This is a genomic window from Micromonospora sp. NPDC051141 (assembly GCF_044455765.1).
GTDB lineage: Bacteria > Actinomycetota > Actinomycetes > Mycobacteriales > Micromonosporaceae > Micromonospora.
On sequence record NZ_JBITFD010000007.1, the window covers coordinates 19,954 to 42,213 of the forward strand.

A 22,260-nucleotide genomic window follows, 5' to 3' on the forward strand; every position below is an offset into this window, starting at 1 on the left:
TGCCGGCGCGGGGTGGCTAGCGTCGCCCGGATGAGTGAAGCCCTGATCCGGCCCGCCCGTGTCGACGACGCGCCCGCCGTGGTGGCGCTGCGCGCGCTGGTCTTCCCCTACCTGGTACGCGGCGTCGAGTCGACCCGCCGGATGATCGGCCAGCCGCCGCCCGGCGAGGACTGGGCGGCCTGGGTCGCCGAGGCGGACGGGCAGGTGGTCGGCTGGGTGTCGGCGTACCGCAACACGCAGACCTCGACGCCCGGGGTCGGTGAGATCTCCACGCTGCACGTCCACCCGGGCCATCGCGGCCGGGGCACCGGCACCGTGCTGCTCGACACCGCGCTCGACCATCTGCGGGCGCTCGGGTCGACCCGGGTCCTCACCCACGCCCGCGCCGAGTCGCTCCCGTTCGCCCAGCGGCACGGCTTCACGCCCAGCCGGGAACTGCGCTACTCCGCGCTCGACCTCGACCCGACCCCACCGGCGCCGGAGCCGCCGCCGGGCGTACGGCTGCTGCCGACCGCCGGGCTCGACCCGCGCCGGGTCCATCGGGTGGACTCCGAGTCGGCCCGCGACGAACCGGGTGACGTGCCGACGGACGCGCTCGGCTACGACCTGTGGCTCCACGAGTGCTGGGAGAACCTCGGACTGGACCGGGAGGCCAGCACCGTCGCCGAGATCGACGGCGAGCTGGTCGCGGTGAGCCTGGTGAAACGCGACGGCGACCGGATGTGGTCGGACTTCACCGGCACGCTGCCGGCGTACCGGGGTCGGGGGTTGGCCCGGCTGACCAAGCAGGCCGCGCTGCACGCCGCCGCCGCGCGGGGGGTGCGGACCGCGTACACCTCCAACGACGAGGCGAACGCGCCGATGCTGGCGATCAACGCGGCGCTCGGCTACCGGCCGGTCGACAGCCAGTGGTCGTGCCGACGCACGCTCACCTGAACCGCCCGGCGAAGCGGTAGCCGGCCGGCGCATGCTCAGCGTCGTGCCGGCACACGCTCAGCTCGGTCGCCCGGCGGCGACCCGCACCGCGGTCGCGTACGCGTCGGCGCCGAACAACACCAGCCGGGCCTCGACCAGGTGCGCCGGGTCGGCCGCGTGCAGCACGGTCAGCGCCTGCGCGACCGCGTCCTCGACCGGCCAGCCGTAGATCCCGGCGGAGATCAGCGGGAACGCAACAGTCAGCGCGCCCAGCTCGTCGGCGACGCGCAGGCTGTTGGCGTAGCAGTCGCGCAGCAATGCCGAGCGGTCGTCGCGCGGCGAGAAGACCGGCCCGACGGTGTGCACCACCCAGCGCGCCGGCAGGTCGCCCGCGGTGGTGGCGACCGCCTGCCCGGTCGGCAACCCTCGCCCGTAGCGGGAGGCGCGCAGCGCCCGGCACTCGGCCAGGATCGCCGGCCCGCCGCGCCGATGGATCGCGCCGTCCACGCCCCCGCCGCCGAGCAGCGACGAGTTCGCCGCGTTGACGATCGCGTCGACCTGCTGGGCGGTGATGTCGCCCTGGATCAGCACCGTGTCCATGGTGTCAGCGCTCCTCGTCCATGGTGTCAACGCTCCTCGACATGCTGCCCGAGCGACCGGCGGGTCAGCAGGGCGGCCCCGGCGACGGCGGCCGGCATGACCAGCACCGCGCCGAGCGGGATCAGGAAACACAGGAAGACCGCCACCCCGAAGCCCAGCGCGGTCGGCCGGTCCGCCCGTAGCCTCGACCGCCGGTCCGGCAGCCGCAGCCCGCGCCGCTGGAACGGCGCGCCGACCAGCTCCAGCGCCAGGAACCAGCCGCCGACCAGCGCGCCGACCACCGGCACCACCGTCTGCCCCACCAACGGGATGAAACCGGCCACGAACAGCGGTACGCCGACCAGCGCGGAGATGGCCACCAGGCGCAACGAGTCGGCGATGCTGCGCCGCATCGAGGCCCAGAACGGCACCTCCACCATGCCCGGGGTGCCGCCGAGGCGGTCCTCGACCCGCTCGGAGATGGCCTCGTAGAACGGGTCGCCGACGGCCAGCGTGACAGCGGTGAACGTGAGCACCCCGACCAGCGCGGCCACCCCGACGACGGCCAGCCCGGCGGCGACCCGCAGCAGCCCGCGCGCGGTCGACGACCAGTCGTCGGCGAACGGGGTGAGCCAGGCGGCCAGGTCGTCCACGAAGTAGAGCAGGGTGGCGAAGAGGGCCAGGTAGAGCACGCCGGAGATGAGCGCCGGCACGACGCCGAGCAGCATCAGTTTCGGACTGCGGACGTACATGCCGAAGCCACGCAGCAGCAGGCCGGCGCCGCCGAGGAAGCGGGTCGCCGCGCCGGTGACAGGCGCGACGGTACGGGAGGCGTTCACGACGGCACAGCCTAGTGGGCCCGCGCCCGCACAATGGGTGGGTGCGTGCGTCGCGGCTGATCTCGTTGGTGCTGCTGCTCCAGTCCCGGGAGACGATGACGGCGGCCGAGCTGGCCCGCGAACTGGAGGTCTCGGAACGCACCGTCTACCGGGACGTGCTGGCGCTCTCCGCCGCCGGGGTGCCGGTCTACGCCGACCGGGGCCGGGCCGGCGGCTACCGGCTGCTCGGCGGCTACCGGACCCGACTGACCGGGTTGAGCCGCGACGAGGCCGAGGCGTTGTTCCTGGCCGGGCTGCCCGGGCCGGCCGGCGACATGGGACTGGCCGACGCGGTGGCCGCCGCCGAGTTGAAGGTGCTGGCCGCGTTGCCGCCGAGCCTGCGGGACGCGCCCGCGCGTACCGGTCAGCGGTTCCACCTGGACGTGCCGGGCTGGTTCCGGGAGAGCGCGCCGCCGCCCCGGCTGGCCGAGCTGGCCGGGGCGGTCTGGCGGGACCGGACCGTCGAGCTGCGCTACCGGCGCGGTGACCGGGAGGTGACCCGCACGCTGGCGCCGTACGGGCTGGTGCTGAAGAACGGCGTCTGGTATCTCGTCGGCCGCGTCGGCGACGGGTGGCGGACGTACCGGGTGGACCGGGTGGTCGACGTCGAGGTGGGCGCGGAACGCTTCGACCGGGACGAGCGCTTCGACCTCGGCGCGTACTGGCGGGAGCAGGCCGGGGCGTTCCTGCGCGACCTGCTGCGGGACCGGGTCACCGTGCGGCTCGGGCCGGCCGGGCTGCGGGTGCTGCGGCACCTGGTGGACGCGCCGTTCGTGTACGAGGAGGCGGTCGCCGCGGCCGGCCGGCCCGACGGGCAGGGCCGGCTGGTGCTCCGGCTGCCCGTCGAGTCGGTCGACGTGGCGTACGGCCAACTGCTGGCCCTCGGCCCCGAGGTGGAGGTGCTGGCGCCGCCGGAGCTGCGGGCCCGGTTCGCCGAGGCGGCCCGCCGCGCGGTGGCGCTCTACACGGACGACGCCGGTCAGCGGTAGCCGGTGTCGTCGGCCGGCTTGCCCGGCGCGACCACCTCGTCGTGGTAGCGGGCCCAGTGCGGGCGGGTGCCGTCGAGGTCGGTGAAGCCGTACACCTGGGCCAGGCCGCCGCTGTCCAGCGACTGCCCGTTCCAGCGGGCCCGGTCCGGGTCGGCGGCCAGCGCGGCCACGGCCCGGCCCACGAACGCCGGCGTCTCGGACATGACGAAGTGCGGGTCGGTCTTCGCCCCGTCGCGCCAGTTCGTCTCCGTGACGCCGAAGTGCTCCAGCATCGCCTCGGAACGCAGCCAGCCGGGAGTGAGCGCGACCGCCGTGCCGCCGTGCGGGGCCAGTTCGTGCGCCTGGGTGAAGCCGAGCCGGTTCACCGACACCTTGGCCAGGTCGTAGAAGACGGAGAGGCGGTACGTCGCGTCGTTGTACGCCTTCGTGCCGTCGCCGATCTCGACGACCAGCCCGCCCGGGTTGCGGATCAGCAGCGGCAGCGCGAAGTGGCTGGTGATGATGTGGGTGTCGACGGCCAGGCGCAACGTGCGGAAGCCGGCGTCGAGCGGCTGCTCCCAGACCGGCTTCTCCCAGGTGATCAGTGGGTCCGCGCCCCAGATGTCGTTGACCAGCACGTCGAGCCGGCCCTGCTCGGCGTCGATCCGCTCGACCAGGCGGCGTACCTGTTCCGGGTCGAGGTGGTCGACGGCGACCGCGATGCCGGTGCCGCCGGCGGCGGTGACCAGCTCAGCGGTCTCCTCGATGGTCTCCGGCCGGTCCATCTCCGAGCGGCGGTCCCGGGTGGTGCGGCCGGTGGCGTAGACGGTGGCTCCGGCGGCGCCGAGCTGCACGGCGATCTGCCGGCCGGCGCCCCGGGTCGCGCCCGCGACGAGCGCGACCTTTCCGGTCAGTGGTGAGTTCATGGGTTCACCGTTTCACCGATACCTGACAGCCGAAGTCCAGTTTCCGGGACGATCCGGATCAGCGATCATGACGGCATGCACCTGCTGCTCTCCGGCATCGTCGGCTCGGTCGCGTACGGGCTGGCCGGCCCCGGCTCGGACACCGACCGGCTCGGCGTCTTCGCGGCACCGACGGTGGCGTTCCACGGTCTGCGCCCGCCCCGGGAGTCGGTGGTCACCACCGAGCCGGACGTCACGCTGCACGAGGCCCGGAAGTACGCGCTGCTGGCGCTGAGCGGCAACCCGACCGCCACCGAGCTGATGTGGCTGCCGGACGACTGCTACGAGACCCGGACCGGGCTCGGCGATCGACTGATCGACATCCGGTCGGCGTTCCTCAGCGCGCCCCGGGTCCGGGACGCCTATCTCGGCTACGCCGCGCAGCAGTTCCGGCGGCTGACCACCGCGCCGGCGGACGTGGGTGGCCGGCGACGGTCGGCCAAGCACGCCCGGCACCTGGCCCGGCTTCTGCACCAGGGCCGGGTCCTCTACGCCACCGGCGTGCTGGAGATCCGGCTGGCCGACCCGGAGTGGTTCCGGGCGTTCGGCGAGCGGGTCGCCGGTGGCGCGCTGGCCGAGGCACACGCGCTGGTGGCGTGCGCCGAGGCGGACTTCGCCCGGATCCGCACGCCGCTGCCGGAGCGACCGGACGAGAAACCGGTGGAGCGGTGGCTGCTCGACGTCCGGGCGGCCCACCTGCCCCGCTGACTCAGTCCGCGAGGCGGACCCGGACCCGGCGGTTGGCCCGGCCCTTGCTCTCCACCTTGACCACCTGGACCTTGCCGATCTGGGCGGTGGAGGCGACGTGCGTGCCGCCGTCGGCCTGCACGTCCAGCCCGACGATGTCAACGATCCGCACCTCCTGCTCGTCCGGCGGGATCAGGTTGGACTGGGTTCGGATGATGTCCGGCAGCGCCAACGCGTCGGCGCGCGGCAGCACCCGGACCGCGACCGAACGGTCGGCGGCCACCTCGGCGTTGACCAGCTCCTCGATGCGGGTCTTGAAGTCTGACGGCACCTCGGGGAGGTTGAAGTCCATCCGGGCCTCGCCCGGTTCCATGTTGCCGCCGGTGACCAGCGCGCCGAAGTCCCGGAACACCACGCCGCAGAGCACGTGCAGCCCGGAGTGGGTCCGCATCAGCATGGTCCGGCGGGCGTCCTCCACCGCGCCGGTGACCTCGACGCCGACCGGCGGCACCGGGTCACCCTCGGCCGGGATCAGCCACAGGTCGTCGCCCTTGCGGGTGCCCACGATCCGGGTCTGTACGCCCTGCCAGAGCAGCACCCCGTGATCCGGTGGCTGGCCCCCGCCGCCGGGGTAGAACGCCGACCGGTCCAGCACGATGCCCTGCTCGGGGTCGGCCGCCAGCACCCGGCACGTCCACTCGCGCAGCGTGGGGTCGGCGAGGTCGAGGCGGTGCGTACGACCGTGGTGTGTGACGCCCATGCCGCCCGACGTTACCCGTTGAGGAACGCCGAGATGCGCTCCCGTACGTCGGCGCGTTCGGTCCAGAGGACGCCGGGCCGGTCGTACACGTGCAGGGTGGCGGCCGGCAGCGCGGCGGCGAGTTGCTCGGCGACGGCGACCGGGTGCAGCTCGTCGTCGACGCAGCCGATCACCAGCGCCGGGGCGGTGACCGCGGCGAGCGCGGCGGCGTCGTCCAGCGGGGCCTCGCCGGGCAGGCTGGCCAGGCCGGGAGCGAGCCCGTCGCGCAACAGTTGGTCGAGCCGTTGCCGCAGGTAGGCCCAGCCGGCCGGGGTGTTGCGGACCGACGGTGGCAGCTCCAGCGACACGACCTCGGCGAGCGCGTGCGCGTCGCCGTCGGCCACCGCGTCGAGCAGGCCGGTGAGGCGGGCCCGCGCCACCTCGCCGCGTGGCGCGTCCAGCACCGCAGGGAGGAAGAAGACGAGTTTCTCGAAGCGTTCCGGACTCTCGGCGAGCAGCCGGCACAGCGCGCCCGCGCCGAGGCTGGCGCCGAACGCCCGGGTGGCGCCGCCCAGGTCGGCGACGGCGCGCAGGTCACGGGCGAGGTCGAGGTAGGTCCACGGCCCGGGTGGGGAGTCGGACCGGCCGTGCCCGCGGAACTGGAAGAAGATCCGCCGGCCGGTGACGCCGCTGCCGAACGGCCGGGTGGTGGCGATGCCGTTGCCCAACCCGTGCGCGAACACGGTGACCGGATCGCCGACGCCGGTGACCAGGCGTTCCAGGCTCACCCCGTGCGGGGTGTCAACAAGCTCGGTGTCCGGCTCGGGCAGCGCGGGCCGGCCGGTCCGCGGCCCGCCGGGGCCGGGCCCCCAGGTGCGGGGGCCGCCGTCCGGCGGCGGGGGCCAGCGGAAACCTCTCACCAGGACCCTCGGCCGTCGTGCAGGTCCCGTAGGCCGGGTCGCACGTCGAGCAGGTAGATGAGACCGGCCGCGATGCCGACCAGTCCGAAGAGGCTGATCGGACCGAAGCCCAGCAGCGTCAGCAGCAGGCAGACCGCCAGGATGGCGACCCAGCCGCCCTTGGGCAGCGTGCCGAGCGCGGCGAAGCCGTCGCCGCGCTGGGTGATCGCATGCACCAGGGCCACACCCTGGATGACCAGGGCGAAGACGAGCAGGATCAGCTGAATCACATTGCGGACTTCGAACGCGAAGATCGGCGCGGCGTAGGCCATGTCGGCAAGCTTATGCCGAGACCCCGGAAACGTCCGACAGGACGCTGTCCGGGGTCTCGGTGGAGGGTCGGGTCACTCGGCGGCCGGGCGGGTCCGCTTCGTGGCCTTCGGCAGCTTCGCCGACGGGGTGGCCGGCTTGCCGGCGGCGGCCCGGGTGGCGGTCGCCTTGGTGGCCCGGGTCCGCTTCACGGCGGCCGGCTGGGCGGCCACCGCCTCGGCGACCTCGGCCGGGCTCGGCACCTCGGTCTTCGGGGCCTCGGTCGTCCCGGTCTTCGGGGCCACGGTCGACACGGCGGCCGGGGCGGTCTCGGCGGTCGCCTCGATGTCGGCGTTCACCGTGTCGGCGGCCTCCAGCACGCCGGCGCCGACGACCCGCTCGCCCCGGGCGACCAGCTCGGCGTACGCGGCCAGGGCGCGCTCCTGCGCGGCGTACGCGCCGGACACCACGGCGGCGGCGTTGCGCGTGGCGACCTCGCGGAGCTTGTCCAACTGAGCAGCCTCGCGGAGCTTGGCCAACTGGGCGGCCTCGCGGAGCTGGTCGAGGTCGGTGGAGCGCAGCCCGGCGGCGGTCAGGTTGGCCGTCTTCAGCGTCTCGGTGGCCTTCTGGCGCAGCTCGTAGCCGGTGCCGACGGCCTTGCCGCCGAGGTCCGCCACGACCCGCGTGCCCAGGCCGCTGACCACGGTGGGCAGCTTGCGGAGCTGCTCCAGGGCCAGCTCACCGGCGCCGGCGGCGGCGTAGAGGGGGGCGGGGATGCGGTTGGTCTTCGGCTGGGTCATGACTGCTCCTCTTCGGCCGCACCGGCGGCCTTCCGGGCCGCCCGGCGGGCGGTCGTGCGTTCACGGGCGGCGGTGGTCGGCGCGGGCGCGGGGCCCGCCTCGGTGACGGCCACCGATTCGAGGACCGCCTCGGTCGGGGTGCCGTCGGGTGTCACAGGGCCGGTCGCGGCCGGCGCGACGGTGGCCGGGGCCTCGGGCGCGGCGGCCGGCTCGGCGGGCTCAGCACCCTCCGCCGGCTCGGACGTGGCAGCCGTCGGCCCGGACGTGGCAGCCGTCGGCTCGGACGTGGCAGCCGTCGGCTCGGTGGGCTCCACCGGACCGGCCGTGCCGGTCGCCTCGGCGAGGCGCGCGTTCTCCCGGCGGAACGTCTCGTAGATCTGGGTGAGCGACTGCTTCTGGGCCATGGTCAGCTCGGCGTCGACCGCGATGGCCGCGAGCACGCCCTGTCCCTCCTTGTCGTCAAGCAGTCCGGCCCGCAGGTACATGGCCGGGGTGGAGACGCGGAGTGCGCTGGCGAGCTGCTGGAGCACCTCGGCGCTCGGCTTGCGCAGCCCGCGCTCGATCTGGCTCAGGTACGGGTTGCTGACGCCGGCCTGCTCGGCGAGCTGACGCAGTGAGATCTTCGCGTTGCGCCGCAGGTCGCGAATGAACCCGCCGACATCGGGAAGGTCCTTGCTGGTGGCCATGACTCAACGCTAGCGCGCACTGCTAGCTGCTGCAAGCAGAGTGCTAGCCAGAGTTAGCGACGTCACCCGAAGTGGGTTGCGGGGTCGGCGTCCGCCTCCGTACCGTTCCGCCGTGACGAAGATCGAGATCAACGGCGCGACGCTCGCCTACGACGAAGCGGGCAGCGGCAGCGCCGTGGTGCTGCTCCACGCCGGCATCGCGGACCGGCGGATGTGGCGCGACCAGGTGCCGGCGCTCGCCGCCCGGCACCGGGTGATCGTCCCGGACCTGCGCGGCTACGGCGAGTCGGAGCTGCCGCCCGAGCCGTTCGCCCACCACGACGACGTGGTCGGGCTGCTCGACGCGTTGGGCGTCGAGCGGGCCGCGCTGGTGGGCTGCTCGTTCGGCGGCCGGGTCGCGGTGGACACCGCGCTGGCCCACCCGAGCCGGGTGAGCGCGCTGGCGCTGTTCGGCGCCCCGCTCTCCGGCCACGAGTGGTCCGAGGAGACCGAACAGCTCTGGGAGAGCCTGGTCGGCGATGTGGACCCGGAGGACTTCGGGGCCACCGCCGCCGGCGAGGTGCGGTTCTGGGTGGTCGGCCCGAGCCGGCAGCCGGCCGACGTCGACCCCGAGCTGATCCGGTTCGCCGAGGAGATGGACCGCCGGGCGCTCGCCGCCGAGCAGGCGCTCAGCGCGATCGAGGTGGGCGAGCTGGACCCGCCGGCCGCCGACCGCCTGGGCGAGCTGCGGATGCCGGTGCTGGCCGCGGCCGGCGCCGACGACATCCCCGACATCCGCCGCCTGGCCGACCGCATCGCCGCCGAGGCCCCGCACGGGGTACGCCTCCCCGACCTCCCGAACGCCGCCCACCTGTTCCCCCTGGAGCACCCCACCGAGGTCAACACCGCCCTCCTCACCTTCCTCCCCTGACCACCCCTCGTTGATCTTGCAGTTGCTGCCCCGGCAAACCGGGCACAACGGGCGAGACAGGGGCCGCAAGTGCAAGATCGGCGGGGTCACCAGAGGGGGCGGACGGCGCCTACCGGGAGACCGCCGCCCAGCAGGGGCACCTCGGCGTACTCGGTGAGGATGGGGGCGGTCAGGCCCAGCCGGGCCAGGGCGGAGGTCAGGACCGGCATCCGCGGGCGGGCGGCGCCGTCGTCGATCTTGAGGGCGACCGCGCCGACGCCCGGGACCGCCGCCGCGATCACGCCCTCCGCGCCGATCTTGGCGAGCAGACCGGGTACGCCACGCATCAGCCGGGTGTCGTCGGCCTGGGTGCCGCCGACCAGCTCCGGGTACGCGCGCATGGCGTCCGCCACGATTCGCTCCACGGTGCCCGGCTCGGCGGTGACCAGCCGCAGGAAGGCGCGCGCCAGCCCGGTCACCGACACGGCGTGCACGGGCGCGCCGCAGCCGTCCACCCCCACCGCCGCCGCCCGCTCCCCGGTGAACTCCTCGACGGTGGCGGTCAGCCGCTGCTGGAGCGGATGCTCCGGCCGCCAGTACCCGTCCTGCGACCAGTCGGCGGCCCGGCAGGTCAGCAGCATGCCGGCGTGCTTGCCGGAGCAGTTCATCAGCACCCGGGACGGGCCGCCACCGGCCCGCAGCACCGCCTCCCGGGCGGCCTCACCGAACGGCAGGTCCGGCGGGCAGTGCAGCGCCTCCGGGGTCAGGCCGGCGCCCCGGAGCAGCGCGGTGACGCGTTCGACGTGGAACTCCTCACCGGCGTGGCTCGCGGCGACCAGCGCCACGTCGGCCGGGTCGGTCAGCGCGAGCCCGGCCCGGAGCATGCCGATCGCCTGCATCGGCTTGTTCGACGACCGGGGGAAGATCGGCGAACCGACGTCGCCGGCGCCGGCGACCGGCCTGCCGGCGGCGTCCAGCACCACCACGGAACCACGGTGGACGCCCTCCACGAACCCGGACCGGACCACCTCGGCGAGCGGCACGCCGCCCTCGTACGTCTTTCCCACAGGGTGGACGGTACCGACGGGACCATCACGGACGGCAGCGGGGTGACCTGGGACGCCGGCCGCACGCGTACAGGTGCGGGTGCTCGTGCGCCGCTTACACGCCGAGCAGCGCGCGGGCCTCGGCGGTGGTCAGCGGCGGGCGCTGGGCGAGTTGGGCGAAGCCGACCGCGCGCGCGACGAGCTGCATGTTGGACTCCACCGGGCGGCCCTTCGCGTAGGTGACCGTGTCCTCCATCCCGACCCGCAGGTGACCGCCGGTGGCGAGCGAGGACAGCATCACCGGGATGGTGCTGCGGCCGATGCCGGTGGCCGCGAACGTGGTGCCGTCGGGCAGGTCGCGGAGCATCTGCTGGGCCGCGACGAGAGTGGCGGTGGTGCCCGGCATGCCGCCCGGCACGCCCATCACGAAGTCGACATGGACGTGCCCGCCGTGCGGCAGGCCGTACTTGCCGAGCAGCCGCTGCAACGCGGTGAGGTGGCCCAGGTCGAAGATCTCGTACTCGGGGACGACGCCCCGCTCCTGCATCCGGGTGTGCAGGTCGACGATGAACTCCCAGCGGTTGAGGAACACGTCGTCACCGAAGTTGACCGTGCCCATGGTGCAGGAGGCCATGTCCGGCCCGGCGTCGAGCACCGCGAGCCGGTGCGCCTCCGGGTCGGTCACCGCGCCGCCGGAGGAGAGCTGCACGATCAGGTCGGTGCTCTCCCGCAGCGCCGACACGGTGTCCCGCAGCCGGCCCGGGTCGAGCGTGGGCCGCGCCTCGTCGTCCCGGATGTGGACGTGGATCACGGCCGCGCCGAGCGCCTCGCACTCCTTGGCGGTCAGCAGCAGCTCGTCGAGCGTCACCGGCAGCGCCGGCACCTCCGCCTTGGCCGACTCCGCGCCGGTGGGGGCAACCGTGATCAACGTCCCTGTCGTCATGCCCCGGATCCTAGACCGGCCACCAACCGCAAGTCTTCCCGTGTATGACGTGTTGAGCGGGGGCCCTTTCTCTATCGGAGGCGTTAACAGGGGGTCCTTCCTTACACGTCGACGGCGGCGGCGGTGTCGCCCACCATCAGGCGGGCGTCGTCGGGGGTGTTGCGCTTGAGCACGGCGAGCGCGATCTGCCCCAGCTCGTAGTGGTGCACGGCGGTGCCGACGAAGCCGACCGTGCGGCCGTCAAGCGTGACCGGCGTACCGGCGGACGGTGGCTGGTCGGTGGTCACGCCGTCCAGGTGCAGCAGCGCGAGCCGGCGCGGCGGCTTGCCCAGGTTGTGCACCCGGGCCACCGTCTCCTGCCCCCGATAACAGCCCTTGTCCAGGTGCACGGCCGGGGCGATCAGGTCCACCTCGGCGGGGATGGTGCGGTGGTCGGTGTCCACCCCGGCCCGGGCCCGCCGGGCGGCCACCCGGATCGCCTCGTACGCCCACAGGCCGGCCACCGGCACGCCCGCGCCACGCAGCCCGGCCACCACCTCGGCCATGGCCGGGCGGGGCACCAGCAGGTCGACGCCGAGCGCCACCCGCCGGGCCCAGCCGCCGGACGGCAGCGGCTTGACGTCGTACACCACGGAGGGCCGCGCGGGCAGCTCGCCGGAACGGAACTTCGGACCCGGCACCCCGACCAGGTCGGGTGCGGCCAGGCCGGTGACGCCGAGCGTGCCGAGCGCGTCGACCGCCGCCGGCCCGACCAGCGAGAGCAGCGCGTGCTCGGCGGTCGCGTCGCGCGGGTCGACCTTGCTGAAGAAGCGCATCTTCTCCAGGTACGACAAAAGCCCGCCGGTCATCCCCGGCTCGGTGTCCAGCCAGGTGGTCTCGCCGTCCTCGGCGACCAGCGCGTGCTGCTCGACGTGCCCGTTCGGGGAGAGCACCAGCAGCTCGGTGCCCTGTCCGGGCGCCAGCGCGGCCAGGTGCTGGCTGGTCAACGTGTGCAGCCAGCCGATCCGCTCCTCGCCGGGCACCGCGATGACGCCCCGGTGCGAGCGGTCGACCAGGCCGACGCCGGTGGCGAGGACGCGCTGTTCGCGCATCGGATCGCCGTAGTGCGCGGCCACCGGCGCGACGCCGGCCGCCCGGTGGGCCGGCTCGGGCTGGTCCCGGGTCTCCTCGTCGATGGCGTCGGCGGCCACCGCGCCCGCGATGTCGATCATTTGCGTTCCCCGTCCTGTACGCACCGACCGCAGACCCCGAAGAGGGCCACGTGCCCGATGTCGACCTGAAATCCGCGCTGCCCGGCGAGCTGGTCGGCGAGCGGCCCGAGCATCTCCGGGGAGATCTCGTCGATCGCCCCGCACTCCCGGCACACCAGGTGCACGTGCTCGTGCTCGCCGGCCGCGTGATAGGTCGGCGAGCCGTGCGACAGGTGGGTGTGGGTCACCAGGCCGAGCCGTTCCAGCAGCTCCAGCGTGCGGTAGATGGTGGTGATGTTGACCCCGGCCGCCACCTCGCGGACCGCCGTGTGCACCTGCTCCGGGGTGGCGTGCCCCAGGTCCAGGACGGCCCGGAGGACCAGCTGCCGCTGCGCCGTGAGCCGCAGCCCGCGCGAGCGGAGCAGTTCCGCGAGGGAGGATTCCGACACCCTCCGATCATAGTTCGGCCGCCGTGCCGGTCCCGGTCGCCGCCGGGGTACGCCGCTACGCTGCGCCGGTGGAGGGTGCGCGGCAGCATGGCCGGCCTGATCGCCGCCCGGGTGCCGAGCGAGGCGTGACCCGGGTGGCGGTGCCCGGCCGAGGGCTGGTCCCGGCCGGCGAGCCGGTGCTGCGCGGCGACGACCGGGGCGTCCTGCACGGCGACGGCCTGTTCGAGACGCTGCACCTGCGCGCCGGCCAGCCCTGGCTGCGCGACGCCCACCTGGCCCGGCTGCGGGCCGGCGCGGCGGCGATCGACCTGCCGTTGCCGCCGGTCGAGGCGCTGGTGGAGCTGCTGGACGCGGTGCGGGTCGGCTGGCCGGCGGAGACCGAGGGCGCGTTGCGGCTGGTCTGCACGCGCGGGCCGGAGGACGACGGCCCGCCCACGGTGTACGCCACGCTCGGCGAGGTGCCGGCGGCGGTTCGGCGGGCCCGGCGGGACGGGGTGACGGTGGCCACCCTGCCGCTCGGCGTGGCCGCCCGGTCCCGCCCCGAGCTGGGCTGGCTGCCGGCCGGTGTGAAGTCCATCTCGTACGCGACGAGCACCGCGGCCCGGCGGTGGGCGCGACGTGCCGGCGTGGACGACGTGCTCTGGGTCTCGACGGACGGCTACGTGCTGGAGGCGCCCACCGCGAACGTGGTGTGGCTCAGCGCCGGCACGCTGCTGACCGTGCCGGCGGCGGCGACCGGCGTACTGCCCGGCGTGACCGCGGATCACCTGCTGGCAAGGGCGCCGGAACTGGGCCTGACCGGGGCCGAGCACCTACCCACCGTCGCCGACCTGCACCACGCCGAGGCGATCTGGCTGACCAGCTCCCTACGTGGCCCCACCGAGGTCAGGTCCCTGAACGGAACCCCCCGCCCCCGTTCCCCCCTGACCCCCCACCTGCAATCCCTCCTGGGCTTCCCCACCCCGCCCTTCCGGCGTTGATCAAGGAGTTTGCGTCGGAGTTGATCTCCCTGTTGACGCAAACCTCTTGATCAACGCGCCGGGAAAGGGGGGAGGGGGGAAGGGAGGTGGGGGGGGAGGGGGACAGTCAGCCGGCTACTCGGGTCAGGCGGGCGGAGAGGTGGGGGGTCAGGGGGTGGCCCATGGCGGCCATCTCCTGCGCGTAGAGCAGCGCGCCCTCCACGATGCCGAACAGGCGGGCGCCGGCGGTGACCTCCTTCGCGGTGGCCGTGCGGACCACCGCGTCGCTCGCGAACTCGATCTGGGTGCCCTTGCGCTTGCCGATGTGCAGCTCCATCACGCCGGTCGGCACGCTCATCAGCGCCTCGATCTCGTCGGTGACCCGCTCGCCGTCCAGCACCGGACGCCACCAGCCCACCTCGCGACCGGCCGGGCGGACCGGGCGGCTCTGCTCGTCCAGGATCCACGCCCGGGACTCGTAGAACAGGAACGGCCGGCCGTCGTGGCTGATCCGGATCTCCTGCGCGTAGTCGAAGTCCTCGATAGTCGGGAACCCGCCCCGGCCCCGGCCCCGCCACACCCCGATGTACGGCAGGAGCCCGTCCAGGCTCGGGTGCAGCTTGGGACCGACCCGCAGGTCGTGGCTCTCCTCGTACGGGTACGGGTCGACCGGCGGCGCGTTCAGCCACGGCGGCTGGAGCGGATTCTCACTCACGGGTTCACCACTTACCTCTTGCGATCCGGACTGCGACATAGACCAGGCCGCCGGCGAGCGCGCCCAGACCGGCGACCAGCAGGCTGACGAACCCGATCTCGGTAACCATCCGGGCCATCCTATGCTGGGCGGCATGACGCGCACTCTCGTCGTCAAGGCCACCGCCGGCGCGGACGCCCCGGAGCGGTGCGCCCAGGCGTTCACCGTCGCCGCCACCGCAGCCGCGGCCGGGGTCGACGTGTCACTCTGGCTGACCGGCGAGTCGACCTGGTTCGCGCTGCCCGGGCGGGCGGAGTCGTTCGAGCTGCCGCACTCGGCGCCGCTGGGCGAGCTGCTGCACGTGGTGCTGGCCACCGGCCGGGTGACCGCCTGCACCCAGTGCGCGGCCCGGCGGGACATCGGCCCGGACGACGTGATCCCGGGCGTACGCATCGCGGGCGCGGCGGTCTTCGTCGAGGAGGCCGTCGCCGACGGCGCGCAGGCCCTGGTCTACTGACCCGCGCGCCGGGTTGTCCATTCTGACCGGTGCGCCGATCCTGACCCGATATGCCGGGTACCCGCCTACCATTCTGATGTGAGTGAGGCGATCGAACGGTTCTTCGCGTCGTTGCCGGCGCGTGCCCCCGCCGTGCTGCGCAGCCCGATCGGCGGCACGCTCCGGATCGACCTGGCCGACGGCAACCGCACCGAGCACTGGTATGTGACGCTGGCGCCCGGGTCGGCCCGGGTAGGCCGGCAGGAGGACCGCCCACCCGACGCCGTGCTGACTGTCAGCACCGAACTCTTCGAGCGGCTGGTCACCGGCCGGGAGGCCGGCATGGCGACGGTGCTGCGCAACGAGGCCACGTTCGGCGGGCACGTCGTGCTGTTCCTGGCGCTCCGCCGCTTCCTGCCCGACCCGCCCGGCGTGCGGGACCCGAGGGAGACCGCCCGCGAGCACGCCCGGCGGTCGGCGTGAAGGAACGGGTCAGCATCCTCGACGGCAACACGTTCCTGGTGAGCGACCGGCGCGGCAACATCGAGCCGTCGTACGACTTTCCCACCGGGCTGTTCTCCTTCGACACCCGGTTCCTCTCCACCTGGGTCCTGTCCCTGGACGGCCAACTGCTGCACGCGCTCTCCATCGACGACGCGCTGTCGTACAAGACGCGGTTCTTCATGGTTCCCGGAGAGCCGACGCACTACCTGGACGCCGACGTCTCGGTGATCCGCAGCCGCTCGATCGGCGGCAGCTTCGACGAGGAGCTGACCCTGCTCAACCACTCCGCGCAGGAGAAGGAGTTCCGCCTCCGGCTCGACATCGCCTCCGACTTCGCCGACCTGTTCGAGATCAAGCACCGGCGGGAGAAGAAGGGCAGCACCACGCCCACCGTGGAGGAGAACGGGCTGCGGCTCACCTACCGGCGGCAGGGGTTCCACCGGGAGGCGAGGATCAGCAGCACCGCCCCGGCCGAGGTGGACCGGGGCGGGATGACGTTCCGCATCCGTATCGGGCCACACGGCGAGTGGACCACCCGACTGCACGTCGCCACCATGATCTACGGGGCCCGGGGCGAGGACATCCGGGCCACGCTGCCGCTGGGCGGCCACCGCTCGGTGGCGGCCATCGAGGCCGAGCACCACGAGCTGATCGAGCGCGCGCCGACGCTGGGCTGCGACTGCGAGCCGCTGGCGGGCGCGTACCGGCGCAGCCTCACCGACCTGGCCGCGCTCCGGTACGAGTCGATCACGCTCGGCGTCCGGCTGGTCGCCGCCGGCCTGCCCTGGTTCATGACGCTGTTCGGCCGGGACAGCATCTTCACCTCGCTCCAGATCCTGCCGTTCGTCCCCGAGCTGATCCAGCCGACCATCCTCATGCTGGCCGGGCTCCAGGGCAGCCGGATCGACGACTTCCGCGACGAGGAGCCCGGCAAGATCCTGCACGAGCTGCGCTACGGCGAGACCGCCGGTTTCGAGGAGCAGCCGCACTCGCCGTACTACGGCGCGGCCGACACCACCGCGCTCTTCGTGATCCTGCTCGACGAGTACGAGCGGTGGACCGGGGACGGGAAGCTGGTACGGCAACTGGAGTACGAGACGCGGGCGGCACTGGACTGGCTCGACACGTACGGAGACCTGCTCGGCACCGGTTACGTCTGGTACATGTCCCGCAATCCGGCGAGCGGGCTGCCGAACCAGTGCTGGAAGGACTCGCCGGACGCCATCTCCTACTCCGACGGCCGGCTGCCGGAGTTCCCGCGCGCCACCTGCGAACTTCAGGGATACGCGTACGACGCCAAGCTGCGCGGCGCCCGGATGGCCCGCGAGTTGTGGGGCGACCCGGCGTACGCGGACCGGCTGGAACGCGAGGCGGCGGCGCTGAAGGAACGGTTCAACCGCGACTTCTGGATTCCCGAGCGGGAGTACTACGCGCTGGCGCTCGACCCGCAGGGACGACGGGTGGACGCGCTCACCTCGAACATCGGCCACCTGCTGTGGAGCGGCATCGTCGACGACGCCAGGGCGCCGGCGGTCGCCGCCCACCTGCTCGGCCCACGCCTCTTCTCCGGCTGGGGCGTGCGCACGCTCGCCGACGACCAGGGCCGGTACAACCCGATCGGCTACCACATCGGCACGGTGTGGCCGTTCGACAACTCGATCATCGCGTGGGGCCTGTGGAAGTACGGCTTCCGCGAGGAGGCCGGCCGGATCTGCGAGGCGATGCTGGACGCGTCCCGGTATTTCGACGGGCGACTGCCCGAGGCGTTCGCCGGCTACGAGCGTGCCCTCACCGACTACCCGGTGGAGTACCCGACCGCGTGCAGCCCGCAGGCCTGGTCCGCCGGCACGCCGCTGCTGCTGCTGCGCGTCATGCTCGGGCTGGAGCCGCAGGGCGAACACCTGATCATCGACCCGGCCGTGCCGCCGGGGATGGGCCGGGTGGAGCTGCTCGACATCCCGGGCCGGTGGGGTCTGGTGGACGCGTTGGGCCGCAGTCGCACCCCGGACGACGAGAACCGGGGGCGCTGACCGGTCGGGTCAGGATCGGCAGGGGCTGGTGACCGCCACCCGGGCCCGCCCGTCGACCCGCTCGGCCAGCACCGCCGGGTCACCCGGGCGGGCGTACCGGTCGGCGGAGTCCACCACCGGCGCGGCGCCGGCGCCGAACGCGGCGGCCAGCGGCTGGTCGGCCGCCACGGTGGCCTCGCCCCGGGCGGTCCGCGCCGTCCCACCACCCGGGCACGGCGCGGCCAGCACCTGGACCGCCCCGGTCGGGCCGCCCCAGCGGCCCAGCGCGCGGGTCAGCGCGGCCGACTCGGCGGCGGCGTCGACAGCCGGCGCCCGGTAGCCGTCACCGACCGGACGGCAGCCGGTGTCGGCGGTCAGCAACACCCGACCGGGCCCGCCGGAGCGGCCCTCGACCGCCACGAAGTCACCGGCGTCGGCACGCAGCAACGGCTCGCCGTCGAACGTCGAGACGCCCGCCCGCCACTCCGGCGGCAGCCGGTCGGCCACCCCGCGCAGCAGTTCGCGGACGTCACCGTCGGCGGTCGCCACCTCGATGCCGCGTTCCAGCGACGCGCCGGCGTCGATCGGCGTCACCCGGCAGCCCCGCTCCAGCCGGTCGGGCAGGAGCGCCGGCACCCCGGCCGACCCGATCGCGGCGGTCAGCTCCCCGATCGCCCGGTCCACCACCGGGCCCGCCTGACTCAGCGAACGCTGCTCCTTGACGGTGGGCGGGTCGGTGCGCACCGACCACCAGGTCAGCCCCGCGAGCAGCACGGCCCAGACCACGGTGGCGACCAGCAGCCAGCGTTGCCGACGCCGGCCGGACGGCTGCTGGTGGGGACCGGACGGCGGGGCGTACCCCGGCTGGACGACACCGCTCACCGCGCCATGGTGTCACGCCCCCACGAACCGCCGACCGTGACCGGTCACCCCGACGTTCAGATCCTGGAACGGGACGGCCTCACGGGGCACGTTCGGCCCCGGCACGGCTCGGGCCGGTCACCCCTGGGCGGGGCGACCGGCCCGAGCCGATGCGCGTGGTACGGAGGTGTGAAGCGGGCCCCCTCCTATACCGGAGGCGTTAACCGGGGCCCCTCCTTACGCCTTCACGGTGACGGTGACCTCGTTGATGCCGCGGGCGGCCGTCACGGCCGTGTCGCCGTTGCCGTGCCGGGAGAGCGCCCGCAGCGTCCACGAGCCCGGCGCGGCGAAGAACCGGAACTGACCGGCCGGGGACGTCACCACCTCGGCGGTGAACTCGCCGGTCGAGTCGAGCAGCCGGACGTACGCGCCCGGCACCGCCTCGCCGGACTCGGCCAGCACCTGACCGGTGATGACGGTTTCCTTCTCCAGGTCGAGGCTCGCCGGCAGCGGGGCGGCCTGGTCCGGCGCGGCGCAACCGGCAGCGGTGGGAGCGGTCGGAGCAGTCATGTCAGGCCTCCCCGGGCTCGTCGCCGAGCGCCACCGGCACGCCGACCAGCGAGCCGTACTCGGTCCAGGATCCGTCGTAGTTCTTCACGTTGCGGTGCCCGAGCAGCTCCTGGAGCACGAACCAGGTGTGCGAGGAGCGCTCGCCGATCCGGCAGTACGCGATGGTCTCCCGGCCGGCGTCCAGCCCGGCGTCGGCGTAGATCTTGCGCAGCTCGTCGTCGGACTTGAACGTGCCGTCCTCGTTCGCCGCCTTGGACCACGGCACGCTGATCGCGGTCGGCACGTGGCCGGCGCGCTGCGCCTGCTCCTGCGGCAGGTGGGCCGGGGCGAGCAGCCGGCCGGCGTACTCGTCGGGGCTGCGCACGTCGACCAGGTTCTTGGTGCCGATGGCGTCGACCACCTCGTCGCGGAACGCGCGGATCGAGGTGTCCGGCGCCTGCGCGACGTACTGCGTGGCCCGGCGGGTCACCGCGTCGGTGACCAGCGGGCGGGCGTCCAGCTCCCACTTCTTGCGACCGCCGTCGAGCAGCTTGACGTCGCGGTGGCCGTAGAGCTTGAAGTACCAGTACGCGTACGCGGCGAACCAGTTGTTGTTGCCGCCGTAGAGGATGACGGTGTCGTCGTTGGCGATGCCCCGCTCGGAGAGCAGCTTCGCGAACTGCTCCTGGTTGACGAAGTCGCGGCGGACCTGGTCCTGGAGGTCGGTCTTCCAGTCGAGCTTGATGGCCCCGGCGATGTGGCCGGTGTCGTAGGCCGAGGTGTCCTCGTCGACCTCGACGAAGACGACGCCCGGGACGTCGAGGTTCTTCTCGGCCCACTCGGCCGAGACGAGTGCGGTGTCGCGACTCATCAGATCACTCCCTGTGAGGATGGGTGGTGAGCCTGCGCGCGGAGATCGAAGCCGGTGGTAGTCGCACCACGCGCGGGACCCTGAGCTAGGAACGGATCACGGGTACGTGCGACGGCGCCGCTGCCGGGCGTTCGGGGGGTGAGAGGAAACCCTTGGTGCCGGTGGCCGCTAGGCGGCCGGAGACAGCCCCGCCGTCAGATGACGGGGCGACACAGGCAGGTGGCCACGCGGCACAGGTCGACCGCGCGCCGTTTGGTGAGGTGGGTCCCCATGGGAAGGCACACTACCAGCCGACCCGGCGTGTGCCACCGGGCCGACCAGCATGCGAGACGTCAGCGGGCGGAGTTGATCGGCACGTTCGCGGCGTCCGCGGTGACCACCAGGCCCTCCGGCCTCGGCTCCACCTTGCGGACGTTGAGCTGGAACGGCAACTCCGGCAGCGGCACATCGATCGAGATGCTCCGGGCGTAGTTGGCCAGCAGCGTCCGCGCCAGCGCCACGTTCGGCAGGCCGTCGGCGGTGAGGTCGCTGAAGCGCAGCGCCACCTTGCCGTCGGCCACCGTCACGGCGGCGGTGCCGTTGACGGTCAGCTTGACGCCGAGGATGTCCACCGGGGCGGTGACCGCCAGCTTGCCGTCCCGCTCGCCGAGCGTCAGACCGGGCCGCTTCAGCAGCTTGGCCAGGCTGTCGTAGGTGACGGTGCCCCGCCCGTCGACGCGCTCGGCCACCACGTCGCCCCGGCCGGAGCGGATCGTGTCCAGCGACGCGGTCACGTCGCGGGCGTCCACGTCCAGCCGCGGCACGTCGACCGTGTCGCCCTGCACGCTGCCCTTGACGTCGGTCAACTGGATGGAGATGCGCTCGTACCTGCCGGCGAGCACCTGGTTGAGGAACGGGAAGCCGCCCACCTCGACCTTGGGCGCGGCGGACTGGGCGTCCTGCTTGGCGACCTCCTGCCGCACCTGGTCGGCGATCGCCCGCTCGGCCACCCCGGCGGCCACCCGGTCGGCGACGACCAGCAACCCGGCGAGCACCACCAGCAGCACGAGGAAACCGATCAGCACCTTCCGACCCCGGCGACGGGGCCGGCCCTCCGCCGGGTACGCCTCTGCCACGCCGCCTCCAGTCCTCGCCGCCGTCACCGCGCCTCGCGGCGCAACCGTACTTACCCGGGGCGAGCTTCCCGCAACCGGGCGATCAGAGGAAGAGCACGCACATGGCGTACGCGGCCGGCGCGGCAAGCGCGAAGCCGCCCAGCGGCCCCTGCATGTGCCGGGCCGCCCACATGGTCGGCGGCTCCCCCGCCATCAGCCGGCCCGCCTCGGCGTACCCGACGGCGAGATCGGCCAGCACGGCGGTGGCGGCGGTGACCACCCCGACCAGCGCGGCGCTGGTCGGGGTGAAGCCGACCAGGTAGCTGCCGAGCACGGCGCTGGTCAGCGTGCCGAGCATGGCGCCCGCCACCACGCCGGCCGCGCCGCGCGGCACCTGGGGGGCGAGCCGGGGCCACGGGGCCACCGCGTCGGTCAGCCGGGCCACCAGCAGGGCCACCCCGGCGGCGGTGAGGCAGACCGTGATCGCCTGGGTGCCCTTGGGAATCCGGCTGAGCACGATGAGCGAGGCGAAGGCGACCACCCCGACCACGATGAGCAGGGTGCCGCCCAGCGAGTCGGTCACCCGGACCCGGTCCACCCGGCGGACGAGCTGGCCCAGCACACCGAGCACCAGGCCGGCGACCGCGGCGTACCCGAGCGGGGCCAGGCCGGCGACGTCGGCCCGTACGGCGGCGACGTCGGCGATCACCGCGGTGCCGGCGCTGACCAGCGCGACGACCAGCAGCGCGGGCGGTCGCATGGCCATCGTCCAGGCGAGCACGTAGAGCAGTTGGACGCCGAAGATGATGGCCGCGAACGGCAGCCGGTGCCCCGGGCCGGCGGTCTGCGCGCCGAGCACCAGGCCGACGCCGAGCAGCGCGGCGAAACCGGCCACGGTGAGCGCCAGCGGCCGGCGGAACTCCACCGGCGGCACCTCGTCCTCGGGCGCCTCGTCGGGGGCGTCGTCGGGGCGCCGGCTCGGGCCGCCCTTGCGGAGCCGACGGGGGCCCTTACGGTCCCGCGGCTCCCCCTCCTCCGCACCCGTCCCGGCGCGCGGGGCGGGCGGGTAGCCACGGGCCGGGCCGGACGGCCCGGAGGACGGGTCGTCGTCGGCCCACGGTTCACGACCGGCGTCGCGCGAGGTGGAGGGAAACACGCCCCGATCGTGCCAGACCCGGGCGGCCCGGCGGAGGTCACGGTTTCGGCAACGTTAAAACCTGCGCCGCGATCAAGGGCAGAAAGGGCAAACGGGAAAAGGCGCGAAGGTGACGGCCGGACCAT

Annotated in this window: 28 protein-coding genes; 8 read left to right on the forward strand and 20 right to left on the reverse strand. The window is 73.8% G+C overall.

Features of this window, described 5'->3' with window-relative positions; translation table 11 throughout:
• The first annotated feature begins 30 nt into the window (after positions 1 to 30).
• Positions 31 to 936, forward strand: coding sequence for a GNAT family N-acetyltransferase (locus ACIA6B_RS15155; protein ID WP_396773696.1), 906 nt, complete (start codon positions 31 to 33; stop codon positions 934 to 936).
• Positions 937 to 993: 57 nt separating this feature from the next.
• Here the strand turns inward: ACIA6B_RS15155 and ACIA6B_RS15160 are convergent, their stop codons facing one another.
• Both ACIA6B_RS15160 and ACIA6B_RS15165 read right to left on the reverse strand, forming a co-directional pair.
• Complete coding sequence (locus ACIA6B_RS15160) at positions 994 to 1,515, reverse strand: O-acetyl-ADP-ribose deacetylase (protein ID WP_396773698.1); 522 nt, start codon at positions 1,513 to 1,515, stop codon at positions 994 to 996.
• Positions 1,516 to 1,541: 26 nt separating this feature from the next.
• Positions 1,542 to 2,333, reverse strand: a complete 792-nt coding sequence (locus tag ACIA6B_RS15165; protein ID WP_396773699.1) for an EI24 domain-containing protein — start codon at positions 2,331 to 2,333, stop codon at positions 1,542 to 1,544.
• A 41-nt stretch (positions 2,334 to 2,374) separates the two neighbouring features.
• On the opposite strand from ACIA6B_RS15165, the gene ACIA6B_RS15170 reads away from it, so the two are divergent.
• Positions 2,375 to 3,361 (forward strand): helix-turn-helix transcriptional regulator, encoded by a 987-nt coding sequence (locus ACIA6B_RS15170; RefSeq protein WP_396773701.1) that lies wholly within the window; start codon positions 2,375 to 2,377, stop codon positions 3,359 to 3,361.
• Here ACIA6B_RS15170 and ACIA6B_RS15175 read toward each other — a convergent pair.
• A complete protein-coding gene (locus tag ACIA6B_RS15175; protein WP_396773702.1) occupies positions 3,352 to 4,266 on the reverse strand; it encodes an SDR family oxidoreductase in 915 nt (304 codons plus the stop codon). The two genes, ACIA6B_RS15170 and ACIA6B_RS15175, sit on opposite strands and share 10 nt — an antisense overlap.
• Positions 4,267 to 4,323: 57 nt before the next feature.
• Here ACIA6B_RS15175 and ACIA6B_RS15180 point away from each other — a divergent pair, with 57 nt between their 5' ends.
• Positions 4,324 to 5,013 carry a DNA polymerase beta superfamily protein gene (locus tag ACIA6B_RS15180; protein WP_396774139.1) on the forward strand — a complete coding sequence of 230 codons (690 nt, stop codon included), beginning with the start codon at positions 4,324 to 4,326 and terminating at the stop codon, positions 5,011 to 5,013.
• 1 nt (position 5,014) lies between these two features.
• On the opposite strand, the gene ACIA6B_RS15185 is transcribed toward ACIA6B_RS15180, so the two are convergent.
• From ACIA6B_RS15185 to ACIA6B_RS15205, 5 genes are all read right to left on the reverse strand, one after another.
• Positions 5,015 to 5,752, reverse strand: a complete 738-nt coding sequence (locus tag ACIA6B_RS15185; protein ID WP_396773703.1) for an alanyl-tRNA editing protein — start codon at positions 5,750 to 5,752, stop codon at positions 5,015 to 5,017.
• Positions 5,753 to 5,763: 11 nt separating this feature from the next.
• Positions 5,764 to 6,651, reverse strand: coding sequence for an alpha/beta fold hydrolase (locus ACIA6B_RS15190; RefSeq protein ID WP_396773705.1), 888 nt, complete (start codon positions 6,649 to 6,651; stop codon positions 5,764 to 5,766).
• Positions 6,648 to 6,962: a DUF2516 family protein gene (locus ACIA6B_RS15195; RefSeq protein ID WP_396773706.1), complete on the reverse strand. Its 315-nt coding sequence runs from the start codon at positions 6,960 to 6,962 to the stop codon at positions 6,648 to 6,650. Before ACIA6B_RS15195 ends, ACIA6B_RS15190 begins: the two co-directional genes overlap by 4 nt.
• Positions 6,963 to 7,034: 72 nt before the next feature.
• On the reverse strand, positions 7,035 to 7,739 hold the full coding sequence (locus ACIA6B_RS15200; protein ID WP_396773707.1) for a hypothetical protein: 705 nt from the start codon (positions 7,737 to 7,739) through the stop codon (positions 7,035 to 7,037).
• Complete coding sequence (locus ACIA6B_RS15205; protein ID WP_396773708.1) at positions 7,736 to 8,425, reverse strand: helix-turn-helix domain-containing protein; 690 nt, start codon at positions 8,423 to 8,425, stop codon at positions 7,736 to 7,738. Before ACIA6B_RS15205 ends, ACIA6B_RS15200 begins: the two co-directional genes overlap by 4 nt.
• A gap of 112 nt (positions 8,426 to 8,537) precedes the next feature.
• Between ACIA6B_RS15205 and ACIA6B_RS15210 the strand changes: the two genes are divergently transcribed.
• On the forward strand, positions 8,538 to 9,335 hold the full coding sequence (locus tag ACIA6B_RS15210) for an alpha/beta fold hydrolase (RefSeq protein ID WP_396773709.1): 798 nt from the start codon (positions 8,538 to 8,540) through the stop codon (positions 9,333 to 9,335).
• Positions 9,336 to 9,421: 86 nt separating this feature from the next.
• On the opposite strand, the gene ACIA6B_RS15215 is transcribed toward ACIA6B_RS15210, so the two are convergent.
• From ACIA6B_RS15215 to ACIA6B_RS15230, 4 genes are all read right to left on the reverse strand, one after another.
• Positions 9,422 to 10,381, reverse strand: coding sequence for an asparaginase (locus ACIA6B_RS15215; RefSeq protein WP_396773711.1), 960 nt, complete (start codon positions 10,379 to 10,381; stop codon positions 9,422 to 9,424).
• A gap of 94 nt (positions 10,382 to 10,475) precedes the next feature.
• The gene (locus ACIA6B_RS15220; RefSeq protein ID WP_281938383.1) at positions 10,476 to 11,303 is read right to left on the reverse strand and encodes a 3-keto-5-aminohexanoate cleavage protein; all 828 of its coding nucleotides are present in this window, start codon (positions 11,301 to 11,303) and stop codon (positions 10,476 to 10,478) included.
• Between the two features lie 101 nt (positions 11,304 to 11,404).
• Complete coding sequence (locus ACIA6B_RS15225; protein WP_396773713.1) at positions 11,405 to 12,514, reverse strand: YgfZ/GcvT domain-containing protein; 1,110 nt, start codon at positions 12,512 to 12,514, stop codon at positions 11,405 to 11,407.
• On the reverse strand, positions 12,511 to 12,942 hold the full coding sequence (locus ACIA6B_RS15230; RefSeq protein ID WP_396773715.1) for a Fur family transcriptional regulator: 432 nt from the start codon (positions 12,940 to 12,942) through the stop codon (positions 12,511 to 12,513). Before ACIA6B_RS15230 ends, ACIA6B_RS15225 begins: the two co-directional genes overlap by 4 nt.
• Before the next feature lie 134 nt (positions 12,943 to 13,076).
• Here ACIA6B_RS15230 and ACIA6B_RS15235 point away from each other — a divergent pair, with 134 nt between their 5' ends.
• Complete coding sequence (locus ACIA6B_RS15235; RefSeq protein WP_396774140.1) at positions 13,077 to 13,922, forward strand: aminotransferase class IV; 846 nt, start codon at positions 13,077 to 13,079, stop codon at positions 13,920 to 13,922.
• Between the two features lie 106 nt (positions 13,923 to 14,028).
• On the opposite strand, the gene ACIA6B_RS15240 is transcribed toward ACIA6B_RS15235, so the two are convergent.
• Both ACIA6B_RS15240 and mtfM read right to left on the reverse strand, forming a co-directional pair.
• Positions 14,029 to 14,655: an FABP family protein gene (locus ACIA6B_RS15240; RefSeq protein WP_396773716.1), complete on the reverse strand. Its 627-nt coding sequence runs from the start codon at positions 14,653 to 14,655 to the stop codon at positions 14,029 to 14,031.
• Entirely contained in the window at positions 14,621 to 14,725 is a 105-nt protein-coding gene (mtfM, locus tag ACIA6B_RS15245; protein WP_013288813.1) for a small membrane protein MtfM, read from the reverse strand. The genes ACIA6B_RS15240 and mtfM overlap by 35 nt, the downstream gene beginning before the upstream one ends.
• 12 nt (positions 14,726 to 14,737) lie before the next feature.
• On the opposite strand from mtfM, the gene ACIA6B_RS15250 reads away from it, so the two are divergent.
• The 3 genes from ACIA6B_RS15250 to ACIA6B_RS15260 all read left to right on the forward strand — a co-directional run bounded on the left by ACIA6B_RS15250 (position 14,738) and on the right by ACIA6B_RS15260 (position 17,625).
• A complete protein-coding gene (locus ACIA6B_RS15250) occupies positions 14,738 to 15,112 on the forward strand; it encodes a DsrE family protein (protein ID WP_107160490.1) in 375 nt (124 codons plus the stop codon).
• A 78-nt stretch (positions 15,113 to 15,190) separates the two neighbouring features.
• Positions 15,191 to 15,574 carry an SCP2 sterol-binding domain-containing protein gene (locus ACIA6B_RS15255; protein ID WP_396773718.1) on the forward strand — a complete coding sequence of 128 codons (384 nt, stop codon included), beginning with the start codon at positions 15,191 to 15,193 and terminating at the stop codon, positions 15,572 to 15,574.
• The gene (locus ACIA6B_RS15260) at positions 15,571 to 17,625 is read left to right on the forward strand and encodes a glycogen debranching N-terminal domain-containing protein (RefSeq protein ID WP_396773719.1); all 2,055 of its coding nucleotides are present in this window, start codon (positions 15,571 to 15,573) and stop codon (positions 17,623 to 17,625) included. The genes ACIA6B_RS15255 and ACIA6B_RS15260 overlap by 4 nt, the downstream gene beginning before the upstream one ends.
• 9 nt (positions 17,626 to 17,634) lie before the next feature.
• Here ACIA6B_RS15260 and ACIA6B_RS15265 read toward each other — a convergent pair whose 3' ends face one another.
• From ACIA6B_RS15265 to ACIA6B_RS15290, 6 genes are all read right to left on the reverse strand, one after another.
• Complete coding sequence (locus ACIA6B_RS15265; RefSeq protein ID WP_396773720.1) at positions 17,635 to 18,486, reverse strand: hypothetical protein; 852 nt, start codon at positions 18,484 to 18,486, stop codon at positions 17,635 to 17,637.
• Positions 18,487 to 18,702: 216 nt separating this feature from the next.
• Positions 18,703 to 19,035 carry a DUF1416 domain-containing protein gene (locus tag ACIA6B_RS15270; RefSeq protein WP_396773721.1) on the reverse strand — a complete coding sequence of 111 codons (333 nt, stop codon included), beginning with the start codon at positions 19,033 to 19,035 and terminating at the stop codon, positions 18,703 to 18,705.
• A 1-nt stretch (position 19,036) separates the two neighbouring features.
• Entirely contained in the window at positions 19,037 to 19,885 is an 849-nt protein-coding gene (locus tag ACIA6B_RS15275; protein WP_396773722.1) for a sulfurtransferase, read from the reverse strand.
• 194 nt (positions 19,886 to 20,079) lie between these two features.
• On the reverse strand, positions 20,080 to 20,157 hold the full coding sequence (locus ACIA6B_RS15280) for an Ms5788A family Cys-rich leader peptide (protein WP_310503780.1): 78 nt from the start codon (positions 20,155 to 20,157) through the stop codon (positions 20,080 to 20,082).
• 60 nt (positions 20,158 to 20,217) lie between these two features.
• Positions 20,218 to 21,000, reverse strand: a complete 783-nt coding sequence (locus ACIA6B_RS15285; RefSeq protein WP_396773723.1) for a DUF2993 domain-containing protein — start codon at positions 20,998 to 21,000, stop codon at positions 20,218 to 20,220.
• Positions 21,001 to 21,082: 82 nt separating this feature from the next.
• A complete protein-coding gene (locus ACIA6B_RS15290; protein WP_396773724.1) occupies positions 21,083 to 22,135 on the reverse strand; it encodes a hypothetical protein in 1,053 nt (350 codons plus the stop codon).
• Between the last annotated feature and the right edge of the window lie 125 nt (positions 22,136 to 22,260).

Excerpts from the sequence above, each read along its gene's own strand:
- ACIA6B_RS15155 (WP_396773696.1), top strand. The coding sequence starts at position 31 with ATGAGTGAAGCCCTGATCCGGCCCGCCCGTGTCGACGACGCGCCCGCC.
- ACIA6B_RS15160 (WP_396773698.1), bottom strand. The coding sequence starts at position 1,515 with ATGGACACGGTGCTGATCCAGGGCGACATCACCGCCCAGCAGGTCGAC.
- ACIA6B_RS15175 (WP_396773702.1), bottom strand. The coding sequence starts at position 4,266 with ATGAACTCACCACTGACCGGAAAGGTCGCGCTCGTCGCGGGCGCGACC.
- ACIA6B_RS15185 (WP_396773703.1), bottom strand. The coding sequence starts at position 5,752 with ATGGGCGTCACACACCACGGTCGTACGCACCGCCTCGACCTCGCCGAC.
- ACIA6B_RS15195 (WP_396773706.1), bottom strand. The coding sequence starts at position 6,962 with ATGGCCTACGCCGCGCCGATCTTCGCGTTCGAAGTCCGCAATGTGATT.
- ACIA6B_RS15200 (WP_396773707.1), bottom strand. The coding sequence starts at position 7,739 with ATGACCCAGCCGAAGACCAACCGCATCCCCGCCCCCCTCTACGCCGCC.
- ACIA6B_RS15205 (WP_396773708.1), bottom strand. The coding sequence starts at position 8,425 with ATGGCCACCAGCAAGGACCTTCCCGATGTCGGCGGGTTCATTCGCGAC.
- ACIA6B_RS15220 (WP_281938383.1), bottom strand. The coding sequence starts at position 11,303 with ATGACGACAGGGACGTTGATCACGGTTGCCCCCACCGGCGCGGAGTCG.
- ACIA6B_RS15225 (WP_396773713.1), bottom strand. The coding sequence starts at position 12,514 with ATGATCGACATCGCGGGCGCGGTGGCCGCCGACGCCATCGACGAGGAG.
- ACIA6B_RS15240 (WP_396773716.1), bottom strand. The coding sequence starts at position 14,655 with ATGTCGCAGTCCGGATCGCAAGAGGTAAGTGGTGAACCCGTGAGTGAG.
- mtfM (WP_013288813.1), bottom strand. The coding sequence starts at position 14,725 with ATGGTTACCGAGATCGGGTTCGTCAGCCTGCTGGTCGCCGGTCTGGGC.
- ACIA6B_RS15250 (WP_107160490.1), top strand. The coding sequence starts at position 14,738 with ATGCTGGGCGGCATGACGCGCACTCTCGTCGTCAAGGCCACCGCCGGC.
- ACIA6B_RS15270 (WP_396773721.1), bottom strand. The coding sequence starts at position 19,035 with ATGACTGCTCCGACCGCTCCCACCGCTGCCGGTTGCGCCGCGCCGGAC.
- ACIA6B_RS15275 (WP_396773722.1), bottom strand. The coding sequence starts at position 19,885 with ATGAGTCGCGACACCGCACTCGTCTCGGCCGAGTGGGCCGAGAAGAAC.
- ACIA6B_RS15280 (WP_310503780.1), bottom strand. The coding sequence starts at position 20,157 with ATGGGGACCCACCTCACCAAACGGCGCGCGGTCGACCTGTGCCGCGTG.